The 19,110-nt window shown below is 65.3% G+C and carries 14 protein-coding genes; 9 read left to right on the forward strand and 5 right to left on the reverse strand.

From position 1 onward, the window contains the following. Window positions 1-14 precede the first annotated feature (14 nt). Window positions 15-1,466 carry an aldehyde dehydrogenase (NADP(+)) gene (locus ACS5PJ_RS06280; RefSeq protein WP_439434043.1) on the forward strand — a complete coding sequence of 484 codons (1,452 nt, stop codon included), beginning with the start codon at window positions 15-17 and terminating at the stop codon, window positions 1,464-1,466. A gap of 149 nt (window positions 1,467-1,615) precedes the next feature. Here the strand turns inward: ACS5PJ_RS06280 and ACS5PJ_RS06285 are convergent, their stop codons facing one another. From ACS5PJ_RS06285 to ACS5PJ_RS06295, 3 genes are read right to left on the reverse strand one after another with little or no spacing between them, the layout of a single operon-like run. Continuing rightward, window positions 1,616-2,797 (reverse strand): M24 family metallopeptidase, encoded by a 1,182-nt coding sequence (locus ACS5PJ_RS06285; protein WP_439434044.1) that lies wholly within the window; start codon window positions 2,795-2,797, stop codon window positions 1,616-1,618. Further along, on the reverse strand, window positions 2,794-5,016 hold the full coding sequence (locus ACS5PJ_RS06290) for a DUF6807 family protein (protein ID WP_439434045.1): 2,223 nt from the start codon (window positions 5,014-5,016) through the stop codon (window positions 2,794-2,796). The genes ACS5PJ_RS06285 and ACS5PJ_RS06290 overlap by 4 nt, the downstream gene beginning before the upstream one ends. A 17-nt stretch (window positions 5,017-5,033) precedes the next feature. Next, window positions 5,034-6,200, reverse strand: coding sequence for an acetylxylan esterase (locus tag ACS5PJ_RS06295; RefSeq protein WP_439434046.1), 1,167 nt, complete (start codon window positions 6,198-6,200; stop codon window positions 5,034-5,036). Window positions 6,201-6,550: 350 nt separating this feature from the next. Here ACS5PJ_RS06295 and ACS5PJ_RS06300 point away from each other — a divergent pair, with 350 nt between their 5' ends. The 5 genes from ACS5PJ_RS06300 (at window position 6,551) to ACS5PJ_RS06320 (ending at window position 11,208) form a co-directional block, all read left to right on the forward strand. After that, window positions 6,551-7,495 carry a carbohydrate ABC transporter permease gene (locus ACS5PJ_RS06300; RefSeq protein ID WP_439434047.1) on the forward strand — a complete coding sequence of 315 codons (945 nt, stop codon included), beginning with the start codon at window positions 6,551-6,553 and terminating at the stop codon, window positions 7,493-7,495. Then, a complete protein-coding gene (locus tag ACS5PJ_RS06305; protein ID WP_439434048.1) occupies window positions 7,485-8,435 on the forward strand; it encodes a carbohydrate ABC transporter permease in 951 nt (316 codons plus the stop codon). The genes ACS5PJ_RS06300 and ACS5PJ_RS06305 overlap by 11 nt, the downstream gene beginning before the upstream one ends. Window positions 8,436-8,838: 403 nt before the next feature. Continuing rightward, entirely contained in the window at window positions 8,839-10,197 is a 1,359-nt protein-coding gene (locus ACS5PJ_RS06310; protein ID WP_439434049.1) for an ABC transporter substrate-binding protein, read from the forward strand. Between the two features lie 308 nt (window positions 10,198-10,505). Beyond that, window positions 10,506-10,697 carry a three-helix bundle dimerization domain-containing protein gene (locus ACS5PJ_RS06315; protein WP_439434128.1) on the forward strand — a complete coding sequence of 64 codons (192 nt, stop codon included), beginning with the start codon at window positions 10,506-10,508 and terminating at the stop codon, window positions 10,695-10,697. Window positions 10,698-10,719: 22 nt separating this feature from the next. Further along, the gene (locus ACS5PJ_RS06320; protein ID WP_439434050.1) at window positions 10,720-11,208 is read left to right on the forward strand and encodes an HAD domain-containing protein; all 489 of its coding nucleotides are present in this window, start codon (window positions 10,720-10,722) and stop codon (window positions 11,206-11,208) included. A gap of 26 nt (window positions 11,209-11,234) precedes the next feature. On the opposite strand, the gene ACS5PJ_RS06325 is transcribed toward ACS5PJ_RS06320, so the two are convergent. Further along, window positions 11,235-13,088, reverse strand: coding sequence for an HNH endonuclease signature motif containing protein (locus ACS5PJ_RS06325; RefSeq protein WP_439434051.1), 1,854 nt, complete (start codon window positions 13,086-13,088; stop codon window positions 11,235-11,237). Window positions 13,089-13,646: 558 nt separating this feature from the next. Further along, entirely contained in the window at window positions 13,647-15,662 is a 2,016-nt protein-coding gene (locus ACS5PJ_RS06330; protein ID WP_439434052.1) for a beta-galactosidase, read from the reverse strand. Window positions 15,663-15,897: 235 nt separating this feature from the next. Between ACS5PJ_RS06330 and ACS5PJ_RS06335 the strand changes: the two genes are divergently transcribed. Genes ACS5PJ_RS06335 through ACS5PJ_RS06345 form a run of 3 tightly spaced genes read left to right on the forward strand, consistent with a single transcriptional unit; the run spans window position 15,898 to window position 19,106 of the window. After that, window positions 15,898-17,193 (forward strand): ABC transporter substrate-binding protein, encoded by a 1,296-nt coding sequence (locus ACS5PJ_RS06335; protein WP_439434053.1) that lies wholly within the window; start codon window positions 15,898-15,900, stop codon window positions 17,191-17,193. 45 nt (window positions 17,194-17,238) lie between these two features. Then, a complete protein-coding gene (locus ACS5PJ_RS06340; RefSeq protein ID WP_439434054.1) occupies window positions 17,239-18,192 on the forward strand; it encodes a carbohydrate ABC transporter permease in 954 nt (317 codons plus the stop codon). Further along, window positions 18,189-19,106, forward strand: a complete 918-nt coding sequence (locus ACS5PJ_RS06345) for a carbohydrate ABC transporter permease (RefSeq protein WP_439434055.1) — start codon at window positions 18,189-18,191, stop codon at window positions 19,104-19,106. Before ACS5PJ_RS06340 ends, ACS5PJ_RS06345 begins: the two co-directional genes overlap by 4 nt. The last annotated feature ends 4 nt before the right edge of the window (window positions 19,107-19,110 follow it).

Genomic DNA, 19,110 nt, shown 5'->3' on the forward strand with positions numbered 1-19,110 from the left:
AACAGGAACTTTCAGTGACAACTGCAACCCTTTCACTTTCAGAGCTCACGGCCGCCGCAACGCAGGCCGCCGCCATCTCGGCCAACGCGTCGGACGCCGACCGCGCAGCCTGGCTCACCGCCGTCGCCGACGCCCTGGACGCCAACGTGGCCGAATTGGTGGAGATCGCGGACTCCGAAACCAGCCTCGGCACTGCCCGCCTGACAGGCGAAGTGGCCCGTACATCCGGCCAGCTCCGGCTTTTCGCCCGCGTGATCACCGAGGGCTCCTACCTCGAGGCCGTCATCGACCACGCGGACCCGTCCGCCACCCCGCCGAAGCCCGACCTGCGCCGCATCCTGCGTCCCATCGGCCCGGTGGCTGTCTTCTCCGCTTCCAACTTCCCGTTTGCCTTCTCGGTGGCCGGCGGCGATACCGCCTCCGCCTTGGCTGTCGGCTCGTCGGTGATCGTCAAAGCGCACTCGGGTCACCTGAAACTGTCCGAACGGACGGCCGAGGTGGTCACCGAAGCACTGCGTTCCGCCGGGGCCCCGGACGGATTGTTCGCCCTGGTGAGCGGCCGCGAGGTGGGCACCGCGCTGGTTCAGGATCCCGCCATCAAAGCCGTGGGATTCACCGGCTCCATCCCCGGTGGCCGGGCGCTGTTCGACCTCGCCGTCTCCAGGCCCGATCCCATCCCCTTCTACGGCGAGCTGGGCAGCCTGAATCCTGTAGTCATCACCGCAGCCGCCCTGACGGAGCGTTCCGGCCAGCTTGCGGAGGGGCTTGCGGCGTCCTTCACGATGGGTGCCGGCCAGTTCTGTACAAAGCCCGGCCTGGTGTTCATCCCTGCTGGGACCGGTTTCGCCGCTGAAGTGGCTGAGGCCAGCAAGGACAAGCCGACGGCGCCCATGCTCACCACCAGGATTTCCGACGCCTACCCGGATGGCCTGCGCAGCGTGGCTTCGCTGCCCGACGTGACCATTGTCAGCGGCTCCGCGGACCAGGACGCAACCCGCGACGGCGCCGCCCCCGTGGTGTTCTCCACCTCCGCCGCCAACGTCCTGGCCCGTCCGGACGAGCTGCTGGAAGAGTGCTTCGGGCCCACAACGCTGCTGATCGAGTACTCGGACCACGAGGAACTCTCGGCAGTCCTGGCCAAGGTTCCCGGCAGCCTGACCGCCACAGTCCACGCCCAGCCAGGGGAAGACATCGCGGACCTTGTGGAGCAGCTGTCCGGCCTCGCAGGCCGGGTGCTCTTCGACGGCTGGCCCACCGGCGTCGCTGTGAACTGGGCGCAGCAGCACGGCGGCCCGTACCCGGCCACCACGTCCCTGTTCACCTCTGTCGGCGCGACGGCGGTCCGCCGCTTCCAGCGCCCGGTCGCCTACCAGGATGCGCCGGAATCAGTCCTGCACCCGGCGCTGCGCGAAAGCAACCCGCTGGGCATTCCCCGCCGCGTTGACGGTGAGCTCCGCCTCCCCTAACAACCCTCTTGGACTTGATGTCGCTTTATTCGAAACGCTCTTGCAGTTGATGCCGCTCCAGACGAAACGCTCTTGCAGTTGATGCCGGTAGTTCGGCACCAACTGCAGGAGCGTTTCTCGTAAGGGTGCGGGATCTGCCAGAGGGTTTTCTAGAGCTGCAGGGTGACCGGGCGCCGCAGGCCGTTGACAGTGGATGTGGGCCAGCGCTCGTCCACCGTCAGAACCACTAGCCCGGCCTCGGTAACCTGCACGGTGTCTTCGATCTTCACTCCCGGACCCGACGGGTTCCAGGTGAACGGCTGGTTGAGGACCACGGTATCGGTGACGCCGGCTGTGACGCGGGGGTCGCGGCCGGCATAGCCCGCGGGACCGCCCTGGTGGTGCTGCTCCCACTGGTCCGCGCCGAAACCATGCCGGACATAGGCCGCTTTGATCTCCCCGAAGATGCTGTCCAGCCGGGCGCCTGGTACGGTCGCGTCGAAGATGTCCGCCTCAACGGCTGCGATGCGGGCCTCGGCGTCGAGCTCCTCCGGGGTGCCGGCGTCGAACCTTACCCAGCGGGTGATGTTGGCAACCAGGCCGTCCCGGCGGGCACACACCACGGCCATGGCGCGGCGGCCGAGCGGCGCGTGCGTGGCCAGCGGGTGGCGGAATTCGCTGCGGGAGCTGCCGTTGCACAGGAGAACCAAGGGTTCCGCGCCTGCGGCAACCACCCGGCCGGCCAAGGCGGAGGCCAGCTCGAACTCGGTGGTCTCCGGCCCGGCTGTGGAGAGAACATCGGTCATGATGCCGGCCAGTTCTGCGCTGAGATGGGCGTACCGTGAGCTCTCGGCGGGGAGCAGCTGCTGCCGCGCCGCCCTGAGTTCGGCGGCCACCTCAGCTTCCGGCAGGGGAGTGCCGGCCGATCCTGCGGTTCCGGTGGAACGTCCGACGCCCGCAGCGGCCTCGTGGAGGTTTCCGTACCACGGCACTGAATGCAGGGTGACGCCGGCGGGGAGCTCCTCGGCGGCCATGCGGCCGGCCTCGTTGTTGAAGGTCACCAGGTGGTCGCCGTCCCGGTCCACCAGCACCGCGGCGATGGGATCGCCCGCCAGGCTGATGTGGACGCGGCTGCCGTCCAGGTACCAGGTCAGGGCGGTGTGGGTGGTCAGGAGCAGCGAATCCTGTTCCCTGGCGTCGAGGATGTCCAGGACGCGGCGGCGCTTGATCTCGCGGTCGGCTGCGGAGGCCGGTGCTGTCCGCCCACTGAGGGTTGCCTCCAGCGGTGCCCCCAGCGGGAGCGGTGCCCCCAGTGGCAGCGGCGAGGCTGCGGTGGTGGTGGTCTGGCTCATGACTGGTCCCCCTGTGTTTTGATCAATGTCTCGATGTCTTCCGTGCCCAAAATTCCGTCGGCGATGAATACCGTGATGCTGCGGCGCACCGGCGTGCCGGGTTCGGCAATCACGGGCGCATCCCACGCCAGCGACTGTCCCACACCCGGGTAGCCGTCCACCCTGACGAACCATGGGTCCGTTGAGCCTTCCCCGGCGACGAATACCAGCGTGGCGGCACCGCTGGCAGCAGCGGCCATGTCAGTGCCGCCGTCGGGCGTTCCTGACCGGTCGCGCGAACCAGCTCCAAAGTTGCCCGACCACGCGAGCCACGAAGTGACACTTCCGTGCACCGCTGCCTCGCCGGTAAGTGGAATGCCCGTAGCGCCGGGCGCCCATACAGCGGCGCCTGAACATTCCGGCAGGCGCCAGAAAAATCCGCCGTAACCACCCTGGTCGCGGCCGTTCGAACCGGGGCTGCCCAGGCTGACCGGGTGATCGCCGGCGGGGGAAAGCGCGAAATCGAGCGTCAGGCGCCAAGCTGAGGAGCCGGCCTGCGCCCAGGACCAGGTGCGCTCCTCGCTCAGGACGGGAGCGCCGTCGGGGCCGTTCCAGGAAAGGGTTTCGGCCAGTTTGCCGCCGTGCCCGGAACCGGTGTCGCCGGAACTGTCGTGCCCGGCGCCGCCGTCGACGTAGCCGCTGAGCCCGGAACTGCCGTCGTTCTCCGATGGTTCGCCCGTGCGGACAATGCTGCCGTGGTCCGGCCGCCAGATGTATTCGCCGGCGGCCCTGGTGTAGGTCCGGCCACCCCAAAAGTTGACCCCGTCAACGTCCTGCAGGGCCACGCCCACGCCCAGATGCCAGACGTGGTCCAGCGGCTGGTGGTCCGTGACGACAGTTCCGGCGAGGGTGCGGACGGGGTGGAGGTAGGGACGGGGTGAGGACACGGCGCGGATATGGCTGCCGTCCTGGTACTCGGCCACGGGCTGTCCGGCAATGTCGAAGGTCCGCGACGGCGCCAACTGGCGGGCCCACGGCACGCCGAGCTCCGCAAACGTGGCCTGTGCGTTGGCCGCCCGTTCGATCAGTTCAGGGATGCCTTCGACGACGGGGTGGGCGTCGTCGCCGTCACCCTCCCAGCTGAGGTGTTCGGCGCCGATTTCCTGCGGATCCGGGGCAGTGCGGATGGCTTCCAGGACTGACGTAAAAGCGCCGGTATCAGCCAGCCCACATAGCAGGGGAGCGCCGGTGGCCCGGGCGGCGAGCAGGTTCTCCAACAGGTCAGTCCGCCCGAACGTCTCGTGGCGCTCGCCGGACGAAGTAGTGGTGACCACCTCGTCCTCAGTGTAGAAAAACGTGATCTCGCCCAGTGTGCCGTGGACCGTCACCGAAGGATTCTGCTGCTCCGGCGCGCAGAGCGTCAGGCCGCACAGCAGGGTCTGCCCGGCCGCGGTACGGACACGGATCACGGACGTATCGTCGCTCTGGGTGTCGTGGGCACGGTAGAGGTCGGTCTCCACAGAGGCAACATCGGCAATCGTGTGGGCGCCGGCCATGTGCAGCCCCGTGGCCACTGCGTGCGCCAGGGCGTTCGTGGCCACGCCGTCAACAACATCCGTGCCGTCCAGGCTGCGCTTGCCCGCCCAACGGGACCGTTTGAAGTACCCCTTGGACCGCAGCCACAGGCCTTGGGCGCTCAGGCCCAGGACATCCCCGATTTCGTCGGCCGCAATGGACTTGTTTATGGCCGGCAGGGCCAGCGATCCCAGGCTTTGGAAACCCACCTGGACCAGCCTCCCCGATGCTTCGGCCGCAGCCGCCACCTCCTGAAACTGTGCCAGCGAGGCCACGGGGGGCTTTTCCACATAGACGTCACAGCCCGCCGCAAGCGCAGCCAATGCCAGGGGCGCGTGCGTCTGGATGGGGGTGGCCAGAATGACCACGTCAGGAGCGGTTCCCGAGGCGAGCAGTTCGTCCAGGGCAGTGAAGACCGCCACGGAACTGCCCAGGCTGCCGTCCTGCGGCGGATGCGGATCGGCCACGGCCACGAGTTCGACGGCGCCGGAGGCCTCCAGCCGGGCCAGGTTGGCCAGGTGCCGCTCGCCGAAACCGTGGACACCCACCAGGGCGATGCGCGGCCGGGCAGCCGAAGCCTCGCCCGGACCGGCCCCGACGTTTGACCGCGGTTCTGTGCTGCCTGCTGTGGTGCCATCCGCTGTGAAGGCTGATTGCTGGGTCATCAATGGTCCTTGGGTACCTATGCTGTTGGAACGGTTGACTGGATCCGCGCGCCCGGGCTGCCGGCGCCCAGGTTTGCGGCTAAGTAGGTGATGGCTTCATTCTGCATCCCGGCAGTGAAGACGTGTCCGCCCGGCCAGAAACTCCCCGTGTAGCCGCCGGGGTGGAGTGCCTCCAGGGTCCTGTGGGCATCGCGCATGCCAGCCTCCGGGAAGAGCTGGTCAGCGAGGGCATACTGCACCAGGAACCCGTCCGCCCCGGATCTCGCTGTGAGCTCCGGCCAGTCGCCCAGTTTCCACAGCCCCGGAGTCTGCAGCAGCCAGGAATGCGCATCCAGGTAGGCCGGCAGGAGGGAGTCAAAGGTGGTCATCATGCAGGTCACCACGTAGTTCCGGATCCTCGGACTCAGCGCCGCGAGGGTGAGTGCCCTGCCGCCTCCGCCGGAGAAGCCCAGGCAGCCCAGTCGCGCCGCGTCGACTTCGGGCAGCGAGGCAAGTATCTCCAGTGCCGCGAGATCGTCATGAGCCACCATCCCGGCCAAGCTGGTGCCCAGCAGTCCGGCCGTTTTGGCCACGGTGTCCTCGTGGAAGCCCGCCGCTGCGTTGTACAGTTCCGCGTCGGTTGGTACGACGCCGTCCTCTTGCCACTGCGACTTCCTCGCCTCGAGTGCCGAGGAAGTCCGCCATGGCGGCTGGGAGAGGTCAAACCGCCGGCTGCCCCACGCAAACGTGTCGTGGGCCAGGACGGCGAAGCCCGCCCTGGCCACCTCTGTGGCGAGGGCCCGGCCGTCATAATGGCCGGCTCTGGCCTCGGCAGCCGACGGGTGCGCCTCGCGAAGCTCCACCAGGCGGTCGGCCCCGCCGAACTTGTTTCCGCCGTGGCAGTGCAGGGCGAGCAGGCCCGGAAGCGGCCCGGAAACGCCGGCCGGACGCACCAGCCAACCCGTGGTGCGGGGGCCGAACCCCAACTGCCAGCTGAGCTGGGAGGTGGTGACGCCGTCGTGCGTTTCCGTCCAGTCGATGGTGGCGTCCGGTGGGGGGCCTACGGCCGGAACACCCAAGGCTTCCGACAATTCCTGCGCGGCTGCGGTGGCCGAGACGTAGCGCTGCTGGCCCTGTACATAGCGGGGCCAGTCCTCATAACCGGCAATGGCGCTGGGCCGGGCCGGCTGGTCTGCTGTGCTCACGGGCCTGCCTGAAGTTCGGGGGGATGATCTAGAAAACGCTTTCTCAAAAACTAACAAAGGGCTGTACACGAGTCAAGAAACCGTTTACTTTGGTACGGAGCCGCTTTCTTCAACGTCCCGCCGGACGGTGGCATATCCGGATCGCTGCTGCAACGATAACCCGCTGCAGCCGGCAGGAGGATCTTGTTCCCCAGGCGGCACGTTGCACCGATCGCCCCGGCGATCACCCAGACGTGGATGGCCACGATGACCAAAGGAGACCACATGGCCGCTAAATCAATCCCCAGGACGCCCAGCCCGGCATGCTTGCCGGCGCCGGCGGGCCTGATGTGTGAAACGGAGTCGCCGCAATGAGCGCCATCAGTGAACTCAGCACCCTCAAGCGCCGCAAGGGGCCAATGACCGCTGAGGAAAAGAAGGCCAACGGCCGCGACAACAAGGCCGCCTATATCTTCCTCCTGCCCTGGCTGGTGGGCCTGGTAGCCATCACTATCGGCCCGATGCTGATGTCGCTGTACCTGTCCTTCACGGACTACAACCTGCTCCAGCCGCCGGAATGGACCGGCCTGGACAACTTCATCAGGATGTTCAGCGACGCGCGCCTGCATAACTCCCTGGGCGTCACGTTCACCTACGTTTTGGTCGGTGTGCCGTTGCAGTTGGGGGTGGCCCTGTTGATCGCCCTGGTCCTGGACAAGGGACTGCGCGGGCTGCCGTTCTACCGTTCGGTGTTCTACCTGCCCTCGCTGCTGGGCGGCTCCGTTGCTGTTGCCATCCTCTGGAAGCAGATCTTCGGCACCACCGGCCTGGTGAACCAGGTCCTCGCGATCTTCGGTGTGCAAGGTCCGGGCTGGATTTCCGATCCCAGTACGGCCTTGGGCTCAATCATCCTGCTGCACGTCTGGACGTTCGGCGCCCCCATGATCATCTTCCTAGCGGGCCTGCGGCAGATCCCGGTGATGTATTACGAGGCCGCCAAGGTCGACGGGGCCAGTACCCTCCAGCAGTTCTGGCGGATCACGCTTCCCATGTTGAGCCCGATCATCTTCTTCAACCTGGTGCTGCAGATCATAGGCTCGTTCCAGTCCTTCACCCAGGCGTTCATCGTCTCGGGCGGCAACGGCGGCCCGTCCGACTCGACCATGTTCTTCACGCTGTACCTGTACCAGAAGGGGTTCGGCCAGTTCGACATGGGCTACGCCTCAGCCATGGCATGGTTCCTGCTGGTCATCATCGGCATCTTCACCGCTATCAACTTCATCGCTGCAAAGTATTGGGTGTTCTATGACGACTAAGCTTCAGACGCTGCCCGCCCCGGACAAGAAGTCTGCCGGCGCCGGCAAGCCTACGAACCACCGCAAGCCCCGCAAGCCCCGGGAGTCCCGCGGGACCCTGGCCTTCAGCCGGAAACAGCGGACCAAAGCCCTGGCCAAGCACGGCATCCTGATCCTCGCCGGTGCTCTGATGATCTATCCGCTCCTGTGGATGGTGGTCTCCTCGCTCCGGCCCAACGAACTGATCTTCCGCGACCCGGGACTCTGGCTCAACAGCCTGGAGATGAGCAACTACACCGATGGCTGGTCGGCCCTGACCCACCCGTTCGGGCACTACATGCTCAACTCCGCGATCGTGGTCATCGGCTCGATCCTGGGCAACCTGATCTCCTGCTCCATGGCCGCCTATGCCTTCGCCCGGCTGCAGTTCACCGGCAAGAAGCTGTTCTTCGGCATCATGCTGCTGACCATCATGCTCCCGTTCCATGTGGTGATCGTGCCGCAGTACATCCTGTTCTCCCAGATCGGCTGGGTGAACACCTTCTGGCCATTGCTGGTGCCCAAGCTTCTGGCCACGGACGCGTTCTTCGTCTTCCTCATGGTCCAGTTCATCCGCGGCATCCCCAAGGACCTGGACGAAGCGGCGCGCATCGACGGCGCAGGCCACCCCCGGATCTTCCTGCGCGTGATCCTGCCGCTGATGGTGCCTGCACTGGCCACCACCACCATCTTCACGTTCATCTGGACCTGGAACGACTTCTTCGGCGCGCTGATCTACCTCACGGACCCGGACATGTTCACTGTCCCTGTGGCCCTGCGGGCGTTCGTGGATTCGCAGTCCGCCACCAGTTGGGGATCACTGTTCGCGATGTCGATCGTTTCCCTGCTTCCGGTGTTCCTGGTGTTCCTCTTCGGCCAGCGGTTCCTCATCAAGGGCATCGCCACCACCGGCATCAAATAGGTCCGGTCTGGAGATTCGTGCCCCGCGCACACCGCTCAAGCCAGCGGCCCGTCCCATCGGACGGGCCGCTGGCCGTTCGGGGCCTCATGGCTCGGAGCTGTGCCGGCACGGGGCGCTGAGGCGACACGGCCGTCGTCGGGGTGTCTCGAACGACGACGGCGACACGGCCGGCGTCGGGGTGTCTCGAACGACGACGGCGACACGGCCGGCGTCGGGGTGTCTCGAACGACGACGCTGCGCAGCTTTGCGGCGGCGGCAGGTGTCGCGCCAATTTCCAGTCGCGCCAATTTCCACAGCCAGTCCCTCTTGTATTACAAGTGTCCTACTTGTAATATTACGGACAAGAAAGCGCTTTCTCGCTTCTCACCAAAAATAACTAGATCAAAGAAGATCGGAGTACCCAGTGCCTTTATTTCACCGCTTTGAGTCGGCTGCCAGTCAACCGTCGGAGACCCCTTCTCCCCGCGCCAGGCGCCGGTTCCGCTCAACGGGCATTGTTGCAGCTGCGGCTGCCGCCGTCCTGACCCTGAGCGCCTGCGGCGGGGGTGCCTCGCCGCAGAGCGCTGACGGTACCGTTGAATTGCGGTTTTCCTGGTGGGGCAGCGACAAACGCGCCCAGCTGACCCAGGCCGCTATTGCAGCGTTCGAGGCCGAAAACCCCAAGATCAAGATCAAGCCCGAGTACGGTGACTGGAGCGGTTACTGGGACAAGCTCGCCACCCAGGTAGCCGCCAACGATGCGCCGGACATCATCCAGATGGACGAGAAGTACATCACCGAGTACTCCAGCCGCGGTGCCCTGTTGGATCTTTCCAAATACGAAATCGACACCTCCAAACTGGACGAAGCCGCGCTGAACGCGGGCAAGAGCGAAGACGGCCTCACCGGTATCGCGGCCGGCATCAACGCTGCCACGATCGTCGCGAATCCGGCGGTGTTCAAGGCCGCTGGTGTGGCGCTGCCGGACGACAAGACCTGGACGTGGGAGGACTTTGGCCGCATTGCTGCCGAGGTCACTGGGAAGTCCCCGAAGGGGACCTACGGTTCTGCCGCGTACGGTACGGACGAGGCCTCGCTTGGCGTCTGGCTCAGGCAGAACGGCAAATCCCTCTACACCTCCGATGGCAAGCTTGGTTTCGAGCCGAAGGACATCGCCGAGTGGTGGACATTCCTCAAGCAGCTCAGCGAGAAGAAGGCCGTGCCGTCGGCATCGGAAGTGGTGGAAGCCGAAGCCGCACCGCTCGACCAGAGCGGTCTCGCCACCGGCAAGAACGGCCTGGCCTTCTGGTGGTCCAACCAGCTTCCGGCGCTGGAGAAGGCCGCCGGTGCCGATCTGCAGATCCTGCGCTTCCCGTCTAAGACCGGCGAGGCGGCAGACGCCCAGCTTTGGTACAAGGCTTCTCAGTTCTGGTCGGCATCCTCACGCACCAAGCACCCCAAGGAGACTGCGAAGTTCATCGACTTCCTGGCTAACAATGAAAAGGCCGGAGCGGCGCTGTTGGCAGACCGCGGCGTCTACCCCAACTCCGCTGTCCGGGCGGCCATTGAGCCCAAGCTGACCCCCGCTGACATCAAGGTGGTCAAGTTCATCGATCAGATCAAGGGCGAACTCGGCGAGGCTCCGGCTCCGCCGCCGAAGGGCGCCGGGGCAATCCAGGAGATTGTGAAGCGCTATACCTCCGAGGTCCTCTTCAACCGGCTCTCAGCTGACGAGGCAGGCAAGAAGGCCCACTCAGAAATGAAGTCGGCCATCAGCAAGTAGTCCTCGCACCACCCCTCATACCGCCAACGCGGCTTCGGACAATTCTGCGGGAGTTTCCCCTGCATAAGCGTCCGACGGCGGGTGGCAGCTCCGCCCCGGCAGGAACCCTAGGTTCCCGGCGGGGCGGAGCTGTTTAAGGAAGCCCCTCTATGTTCCCCGGCGCGGAGCGGCCGGCCCGCCGACTGTGAGACAGCGGGCAGCGTACGCAGAGGAGGCGCGGACCGCCAACAACCATTGAAGCGGTACAAGTAGTGCCGCCCATTTAGTCAAGTCTTGACGTCGATGCTTTGGTGGCCGAGACTCTCTCGATGGGAGTTTGCGAAGAGTTGCGGGCGCTGGCAGTTGTAGTCGACCGACTCGCCGAAAGGTTTCCGGAAGTGCCCAGGGACGTCGTCGAAGAGGTAGTCCAGCAACAGCACCGTGCACTGGATGCCGGGAGAGTTAGGGACTTCGTCCCCGTCCTCGTGGAGCACGCGGCAAGGGAACGCCTGGCTCAATGACAGTGGTGCGGGCTGTGGGTAAATGAAGCCGATCATCCTGCTCGACATCGACGGAGTCCTCAACCCGGTTGCTGGTCCGGTTGACGGCACCGATCGTCCGAAGTTGACCCTGCCGCCGCAAAAGACCGCCTTGGTCCGCAAGCTCGCTGCCCTTGGCCGGATCGCCTGGGTGTCGACGTGGCCAGCGGATCTCGTGGGTGGGATAGAGGCCCAGCTGAATCTTGAGGTGCAGCCCTTGCGCGCCGTGATGGTGCTGCGACCGGATGACGATGACCAGCCGACGCCTAAGCTGCGGTCCGTGACCACATGGCTGGCCAGGATGGAGGCCCTGGGCGAAGCCGACTGGGACTCTGTCGTCTGGATCGACGACGTACTCGGGGCCGACGCCCGGGAATGGGCGCACAGCTACACGCGGCCGGTGTTGCTGGAGAAGCCGACAGCGGACGTTGGCCTCGCGGAAGTGCATGTCGTCGCAGTAGCCGTGTTTGTTGATTCCGTAGCCGCCGGCTGAACTGTCGATCGGAAGACACTGAACTACTAAGGCGACAACCTCAGTGGCCGAGCTTCATCGACCTCGCGTTGTGGTGGGGGTGGTGGTTTGAAGTAGTGGTTTTGTTGGGGTTTTTGGGTGGGGTCGATGTGGGGTGGGGGTGTGAACCAGGGGGTGCCTTGGTGGGTGGTGATGGTCCATTGTTCTTTGTGGATGAGGTGGTGGTGGTGTGAGCAGAGGAGTGCGCCGTTGTTGGTGTTGGTGGGGCCGTTGTGTGACCAGTAGGTGATGTGGTGGGCTTCGCACCAGGGTGCTGGGATGGTGCAGTTGGGGAAGGTGCAGCCTTGGTCGCGGGCGGTGAGGGCGAGTCGTTGGGCGGTGGTGAAGAGGCGTGTTTTGCGGCCGAGGTCCAGGATTTCGCTGTGGGTGCCGAGGAGGGCGGGGATGATGTCGGCGTCGCAGGCGAGTTTGCGCAGGGTGTTGGCGGCGACGGGCCCGGTGAAGGCGTAGTTCCCGGTCCCGTCCTTTGGTTCTCCCGTCCTGTTGGTTGGTTCTCTGGTGCTGGTGCCGGTGGTGGTGTGGGTGCTGTGGTGTGGGGGGAGGAGGTCCTGGTAGTGGATGGTGGCGAGGATTTGGGGCCGGTTTCCGCCGGTGGTGGGCAGGGCGTTGGTGCGTAGTGCTGCTTTGACGGCGCCGATGATGCCGTCGAGTTGTTTTTGGGAGCGGGTGCGCCGGTCCAGGTCCATGCCGGGGTCCGGGTCCGCCCAGCCGTCCTGGCCGGCGCCGCCGCCGATGTCCCCGTCAATGCGGCCGTCAATGCTGCCAGCCGTGCAGGCGCCGGTACTGCTGGTGGTGGGTGTGGTGGTGCGGGGGTTGGTGGCGGCGTTCATGGCGGCGAGGAGTGGTTCGTATTGGTCGGTGGTGGCGAAGATTTCGAGGTGGTGCAGGCCGTGGCGGGGTTTGCGGATGAACGCGCCCTGGGTGTGGCGGAGGGCTTCTTCGCTGGGTTCGGTGCCGTCGGCGTCGAGGGTGTCTGACCAGCGGCGGGCGACGCGGGCGAGGAAGTCCGGGTCGGTGGTGGCGGCGGTGCGGGTGAGGTCGGTCTCGATCAGGGTGAGGGTTTCGGGGGTGGTGCGGTGTTGGAGCCGGTCCAGGGTGAGGCTGATGATTGTCCCGGCCCGGGAGGACACGGCAGGGCAGGCCAGCGCGGGGCCTGAGGCGCCGTCTGCGGCGTCGTCGGAGTCGGGGCCGGTGGTGGGGGTGAGTCCTGCCGCGAGGTGTTCCCTGGGTGGTGGGGTGGTGTCGCCGGTGAGGGTGGTGGCGGGCAGCACGGCGTGGGCGAGGTGTAGCCGGCGGTGGGCTTCGCTCTTGCCGATCCGGAGCCGGACCCGGAGGAACTCGGCGGTGTTCGCGCACCCGTCGTCCGCCGGGGACGCGGGAACAGGCGGCGTTGCGGGTCCGGCGGGCCAGGTGGCGTCGGTTTCGTTCAGGGTTTCGGTGCCGTTGTCCCAGCCGGTGATCCATCCCCGGCCGGGGTTGGTGCGGGCGGTTGCGGCGGTGGTGATGGCCTGGCTGCGGGTCCTGTCCACGGTCCCGGCGGCGAGGATCTGGAGGTACTCCACGGTCCGGGAGATGTTCTCTACGTTGCCGGCGAAATCGGCGGCCTCAGCGTAGCTGGCCATCGCGAGCCGGGCGGGCGCTGCGGCGGCGACGGCGTTCGCCGCGGCCAGCAACGCGGCGAGCCGGGCGCCGGGGGCCATCCCATCGGTGGAAGCGCCCCCAGAAGCGCACCCAAGGGTGGAAACGACCCCATCAGGCGGATCCACAACAGGCGGGGCCGCGCGCGTCAGCACGGCGGTATTGCCGCCGGACTCCGCGAGCTGATCCCCAAAAGCTTCCATGGGAATACTCTGCCGAGGGGGTCTGACATTATTGCCGGCGTCGGCCGTCCTGCCGCTGGAAGCGCCCCCAACAGGCGGAGCCGCGCGATTGAGCACGGCGGTAGAACCGCCGAACCTCGCGAGCTGATCCCCAAAAGCTTCCATGGGAACAGTCTTCCCGGAGGGTCTGACATTATTGCCGGCGCCCGCCGTCCCGCCACTGGAAGCGCCCGCAACAGGGGCGTGGGTACAAGACGGGCCGGCGCGATTGAGCACGGCGGTAGAACCGACGAACCCGGCGAGCTGATCCCCAAAAGCTTCCATGGGAACAGTCTTCCCGGAGGGTCTGACATTATCGTCGGCGTCGGAGGTCCTGCGACCCGGAAGCGACCCAACAGGCGGATCTACAACAGGCGGATTCCCAGCACGCGGAACCGCGCGCCTCAGCACGGCGGCAGAACCGCTAAACATCGCGAGGTGACCCCAAAGCTTCAATGGAAACACCCTGCCAAGGGGGTACGACAATAAGGGAGAATGGCCCCGGACCCGGATAAAAGATCCGGGGCCACCCGAAGAGCCTTACGCCTCGGCGATCACCGCAACACTGCCCGCGGCCACCGTTCCAGCAAAGGGTTCTCCGCTGAGCAGGTCCGTCCCGGAGGCCTGCACCGACGCCGACGAGCGCGAGTGGTTGATGACGAAGAGGTACGAACTGCCGTCGGAGGCGCGGCGGCGGGTAAGTTCCAGTCCCGCGTCAGCCTGGGCCACCGGAGTGACTCCGGATTCCGCCAGCAGCCGCTCCACCACCGTTTCGATGCCGTCTGGGTCCGGGAACGTCGCCAGGTACCACGCCGCGCCGGAGCCAACGGCGTGGCGGGTCAGCGAGGGCACACCTTCCAAAGGGTATTCCGTGAAGGTCTGCACCGCTTCAGCGCCGGCGAGGCGAAGATCCTCGCTCCACACGGTGGACACGCCGCCGTCGCTCAGTTTCAGCCGGGCACCGGCCAGCAGCGGGTGGAATTCCTCCACCCGGATCCCCAGCAGATCGCGGAAAGCGCCGGGGTAGCCGCCAAGCCGGATGTGGTCCTGTTCGTCCACGATCCCGCTGAAATACGTGACCAGCACAGTCGCCCCGGCGTGGGCGGCCGCGGAAATATTGGCGGCGGCGTCATCGGAAACAGAGTACAAAGTGCACACCAGCACCAAGTCGTAGCCCTCCAGCGAAGCCGACGGGTGCACGATGTCCACGGAGATCCCGCGCAGGAACAGGGAACGGTGGAACGCACGCAGGACGTCCAGGTACTTCACCTCCTGGCTCGGTTTGGAGTCGATCTCGCTGGCCCACCATGCCTCGTAATCGAACACGATGGCGGCCCTGGATTCCACTCGCGAGCCACTAACGGGTGCGAGCCGTTTCAGCGCAGACCCCAGCTCCACCACTTCGCGCCAGATCCGGGTGTCCGTACCGCCGTGGGGAACCATCGCCGAGTGGAACTTCTCAGACCCGGCAATGCTCTGGCGCCACTGGAAGAACATCACCGCGTCCGCGCCGCGGCCCACATGCGAGAGTGAGTTGCGCAGCATTTCGCCGGGCATCTTGGGCTGGTTGCGCGGCTGCCAGTTGACGGCCGACGTCGAATGTTCCATCAGGATCCACGGGTCGCCGCCCGCAATTCCGCGGGTGAGGTCCGCGCTGAAGGCGAGTTCGATGTGCCGCTCGGGATCGGCGGCCACGAGGTAGTGATCGTTCGCGATGACATCCAGGTCCTTGGCCCACTCGAAGTAGTCCATGGCTTTGGTGGCGCTCGACGCCATCAGGTTGGTGGTGCAGGGGATCGTGGGCGTGACCTCGCGCAGGACAGCCACAAGGGATTTGTAGTAGTCCATCAGCGCCCACGAGTTGAACCGCTGGAAGTCCAGCTGCTGCCCCGGGTTCAGGGTGGAAGGTGCGACGGCGGGCGGCAGTATTTCGCCGAACGAGCCGTAGTTCTGGGACCAGAAAGCCGTTCCCCAGGCGGCATTGAGGGCCTCGATGCTTCCATAGCGGCGTTCCAGCCACGCGCGGAACGCGGCAGCATCCTCCTCGCCGTAAAACTCGGAGACGTGGCAGCCGAGCTCGTTGTCCACATGCCACAGGGCCAGCGCCGGGTGGTCCTTGTATCTCTCGGCGATAACGCGCGTGATGCCCGTGGCGTACCGGCGGTAAACGGCCGACGACGGCGTGTAGTGCCGCCGCGAGCCCGGTCCCAGCACCGTTCCGTCAGCCGTGACCGGCAGGATCTCCGGATGTTTGCGTACGAGCCACGCCGGCGGAGCCGCCGTGGCAGTGGCCAGAGCCACCTTGATGCCTGCGCCGGAGAGGTTGTCCATGACCTCGTCCAGCCAGCCGAAGTCGTACTCGCCCTCGGCGGGTTCCAGCAAAGCCCAGGAGAAAATCCCGACGCTGAGGAAGCTGACTCCTGCTTCCTTCATCAGCCCAAGGTCTTCCAGCCGCACACTGACCGGCCATTGTTCCGGGTTGTAATCCCCGCCGTAGGCAATCCCTTCCACGTTGCTCCAGATGCTGGAGGGGCCGGAATTTTGCTGCAAAGTCATGGGACTCCTTTGTCGTGGCGTGATGGTGGCGTGGTGCCGGCGAAGGTGGTGCAGAAGATCGTGGCGAAGGTCCGGGGACGGACCCAACCTACAGGACACCGGCGTTTGGGAAAACGCTTGCCCAAATCGGGAATTGCCGATATTGTATCGATTCAGAAGGTGTGTAAGCCAGCTCACAGCACACGTTGTGGCTATCGGAACGATGCGGCTTACACAAACGAGCAAGGAGGCTCTCATGATCAACAGAAGGAATTTCCTCACCACGGTGGCTATCGGCACCGCGTCCGCCGCAGCCCTGGCGGCCTGCGGAACCGGGTCCAGCACCACCAGTGGTGGAGCGACGGGCTCGGCCGAGAACCCGGTCACCATCAACTACACCTGGTGGGGCAACGATGACCGCGCCACCCGCACGCGCAAAGCCATTGAACTCTTTGAGTCCAAGAACAAAGACATCAAGGTCAATGGCAACTTCACCGACTTCGCCGGCTACTGGCAGAAGCGTGCCACCGAGGCAGCCGGCGGCGGCCTGCCCGACGTCATGCAGTGGGACCTCTCCTACCTCCGCGATTACGGCCAGCGGAACCAGCTCCTGGACCTGGGCACCGTCAAGATCAACACGGACTCCTTCGATAAGTCCCTGCTGCCCTCCGGCCAGATCAAGGGCAAGACCTTCGGCATCCCCACCAGCACCAACGCCTTCGCCGTCTACTACGACCCCGCCAAACTCAAGACGCTCGGCATCGCCGAACCGGACGGCAGCTGGAACTACAAGGAGTTCAACACCTTCCTGACCGAGGTCGGAGCCAAGGGCAACGGCGCACTCTTCGGCGGCACGGACTACACCGGCGTGTGGTGGATGTTCAACGTCTGGCTGCGCCAGAACAACATCGCAGCCTTCACCGGGGATGGCAAGCTCGGCTTCAGCAAGGACGACCTGAAGAAGTGGTGGAACACCTCCGCGGGCCTGCGCGGTACCCCTGCCCTTATCTCCGAGGAGCGCGCCACCCAGCTCGCCCCCAAGTCGCCGTTCGGCTCGAATGTGACTGCCACTGAAGTCACCTGGGACAACTTCATGGCCGGCTACCTCGCCGACAGCGGCGCCAAGGAACTCAAGCTCGTTCCCGTTCCCTCGGATGACAAGGACAACCTGGGCCTGTTCCTCAAGCCCTCCATGCTCATGGTGGCCAGCGCCAAGACCAAGAACAAGGATGCGGCTGCCCGCTTCATCGACTTCATGGTCAACGATCCCGAGGTGGGCCAGATCTTCAAGACCTCCCGCGGTGTTCCGGCGTCGAAGACCCAGCGCGACGGCACCACCTTTGAAGGCACCGACAAACTGGTTGTTGACTACGAGAAGTCCATCGAGAAGTATCTCAAGGACGCCCCCGAGCCGCCCATCGTCGGTTTCGGCACGCTTGAAGCATCCTTCAAGCGCATCAGCTCTGAGCTGAACTACGGCAAGGTCACTGTGGACGGCGCTGCGGACGCGTGGTTCAAGGAAGCCGAAGACCTCATCAAGCAGAACGCCTGATCAGCAGATTATCTGCCAGGCCTTCACAACTGACGGAATGAACTCGTGACTCAAAGCCCAACCCTGAGCAGGCGTTCGGTATCGCCGTCCGCTCCCGCTCCGCGCAAATCCAAGCGGAGCGGGGCGGACGCCCGCGCCGGCTACACCTTCCTGCTGCCCTGGCTGCTGGGATTCATCGCCCTGACCGTAGGCCCGATGGTTTCCTCGCTCTACCTCTCCTTCACCAACTACAACCTGTTCGAACCGCCCAAGTGGATCGGGCTGGACAACTACACCACCCTGTTCCAGGACGAACGGTTCCTGCAGTCGGTGGGCGTGACCGTCTCCTACGTGGTCTTCGGCACCCCGCTCAAGCTCGCCGCCGCCCTCGCCGTGGCGATGCTGCTGAACAGCAAGCGCAAGGGCCAGGGGTTCTACCGGTCCGCGTTCTACGCCCCGTCCCTGATCGGCGCGTCGGTCTCCATCGCGATCGTCTGGAAGGCGATGTTCGGCGATTCCGGCCCGGTGGACCAGGGCCTGTCCTTCTTCGGCATCAACCTCGGCGGCTGGGTGGGCAACCCCAACCTGAGCATTCCCATGATGATCCTGCTGACCGTGTGGCAGTTCGGCGCCCCGATGGTCATCTTCCTCGCCGGCCTCAAGCAGATCCCCGCGGACCTGTATGAGGCGGCGTCGATGGACGGTGCCGGCCCCATCCGGAAGTTCCTGAACATCACCTGGCCCATGCTCTCCCCGGTGGTCTTCTTCAACCTGCTGATGGAAACCATCCACGCATTCCAGATCTTCAACTCCGCCTACATCATCTCCAACGGTGAAGGCGGCCCGGCCGGCTCCACCCTCTTCTACACCCTCTACCTGTACCTGCGCGGCTTCAGCGACTTCCGGATGGGCTACGCCTCGGCCATGGCCTGGCTGCTGCTGATCGTGGTCGGCATCATCACGCTGGTCATCTTCAAAACCTCCAAGTCCTGGGTCCACTACAGCGGAGACACGAAATGACAACCATGGCAACCCCCACCAAACCCGTAGCGGACATCGAGCTGGCCGACTACAACCCCAAATCAGAATCCGTGCTGGCCAAGCGCATCAAGAGCGGCATCTTCCACGCCGTGGCACTTGCCCTTACGTGCGCGGTGCTCTACCCGGCCCTGTGGATGATTGCGTCCTCCTTCAAGCCGAACTCCGAAATCGGCGGCGCCAACACCTCGCTGTGGTCGAACAACTTCAGCTTCGATAACTTCATCACGGCCATGGACGGGATCGGCGGGGTCTCCACCCTGACCTTCTTCACCAACTCCCTGGTCCTGGCCATCGGAGCGGTGGTGGGCACGGTCCTCTCCGCGTCAGTTTCGGCCTACGCGTTCGCCCGGATCAAGTTCCCGGGACGCAGCGTGTTCTTCGGCATGATGATCGCCACCCTGCTCCTGCCCTTCCACGTGGTGATCATCCCGCAGTACATCATCTTCAACCAGCTCGGCCTCGTGGACACCTACGTCCCGCTGCTGATCGGCAAATTCCTCGCCGGGGACGCGTTCTTCGTCTTCCTCATGGTCCAGTTCATGCGCAACCTCCCCTCCGAACTCGACGAAGCAGCCAGGATCGACGGCGCCGGGCACGTCCGGATCTTCACCGCCATCATGCTCCCGCTGATGAAACCGGCCCTGATCTCCACCTCGATCTTCTCCTTCATCTGGAGCTGGAACGACTTCCTGGGCCCGCTGCTCTACCTGAACACCCCAGAGAAATACCCGCTGCCGCTGGCCCTGCGCCTCTTCGTGGACCAGACCCAGTCCTCGGACTACGGAGCCATGATCGCCATGTCCGTCCTGGCCCTCCTCCCGGTCCTGATCTTCTTCCTCGTCTTCCAGCGCTACATCGTCGAAGGCGTCTCCACCCAGGGCCTCAAAGGCTGACAGC

Origin of the sequence: Pseudarthrobacter cremeus (assembly GCF_051857465.1) — a bacterium.
In the GTDB taxonomy this organism is placed as follows: Bacteria; Actinomycetota; Actinomycetes; order Actinomycetales; family Micrococcaceae; genus Arthrobacter.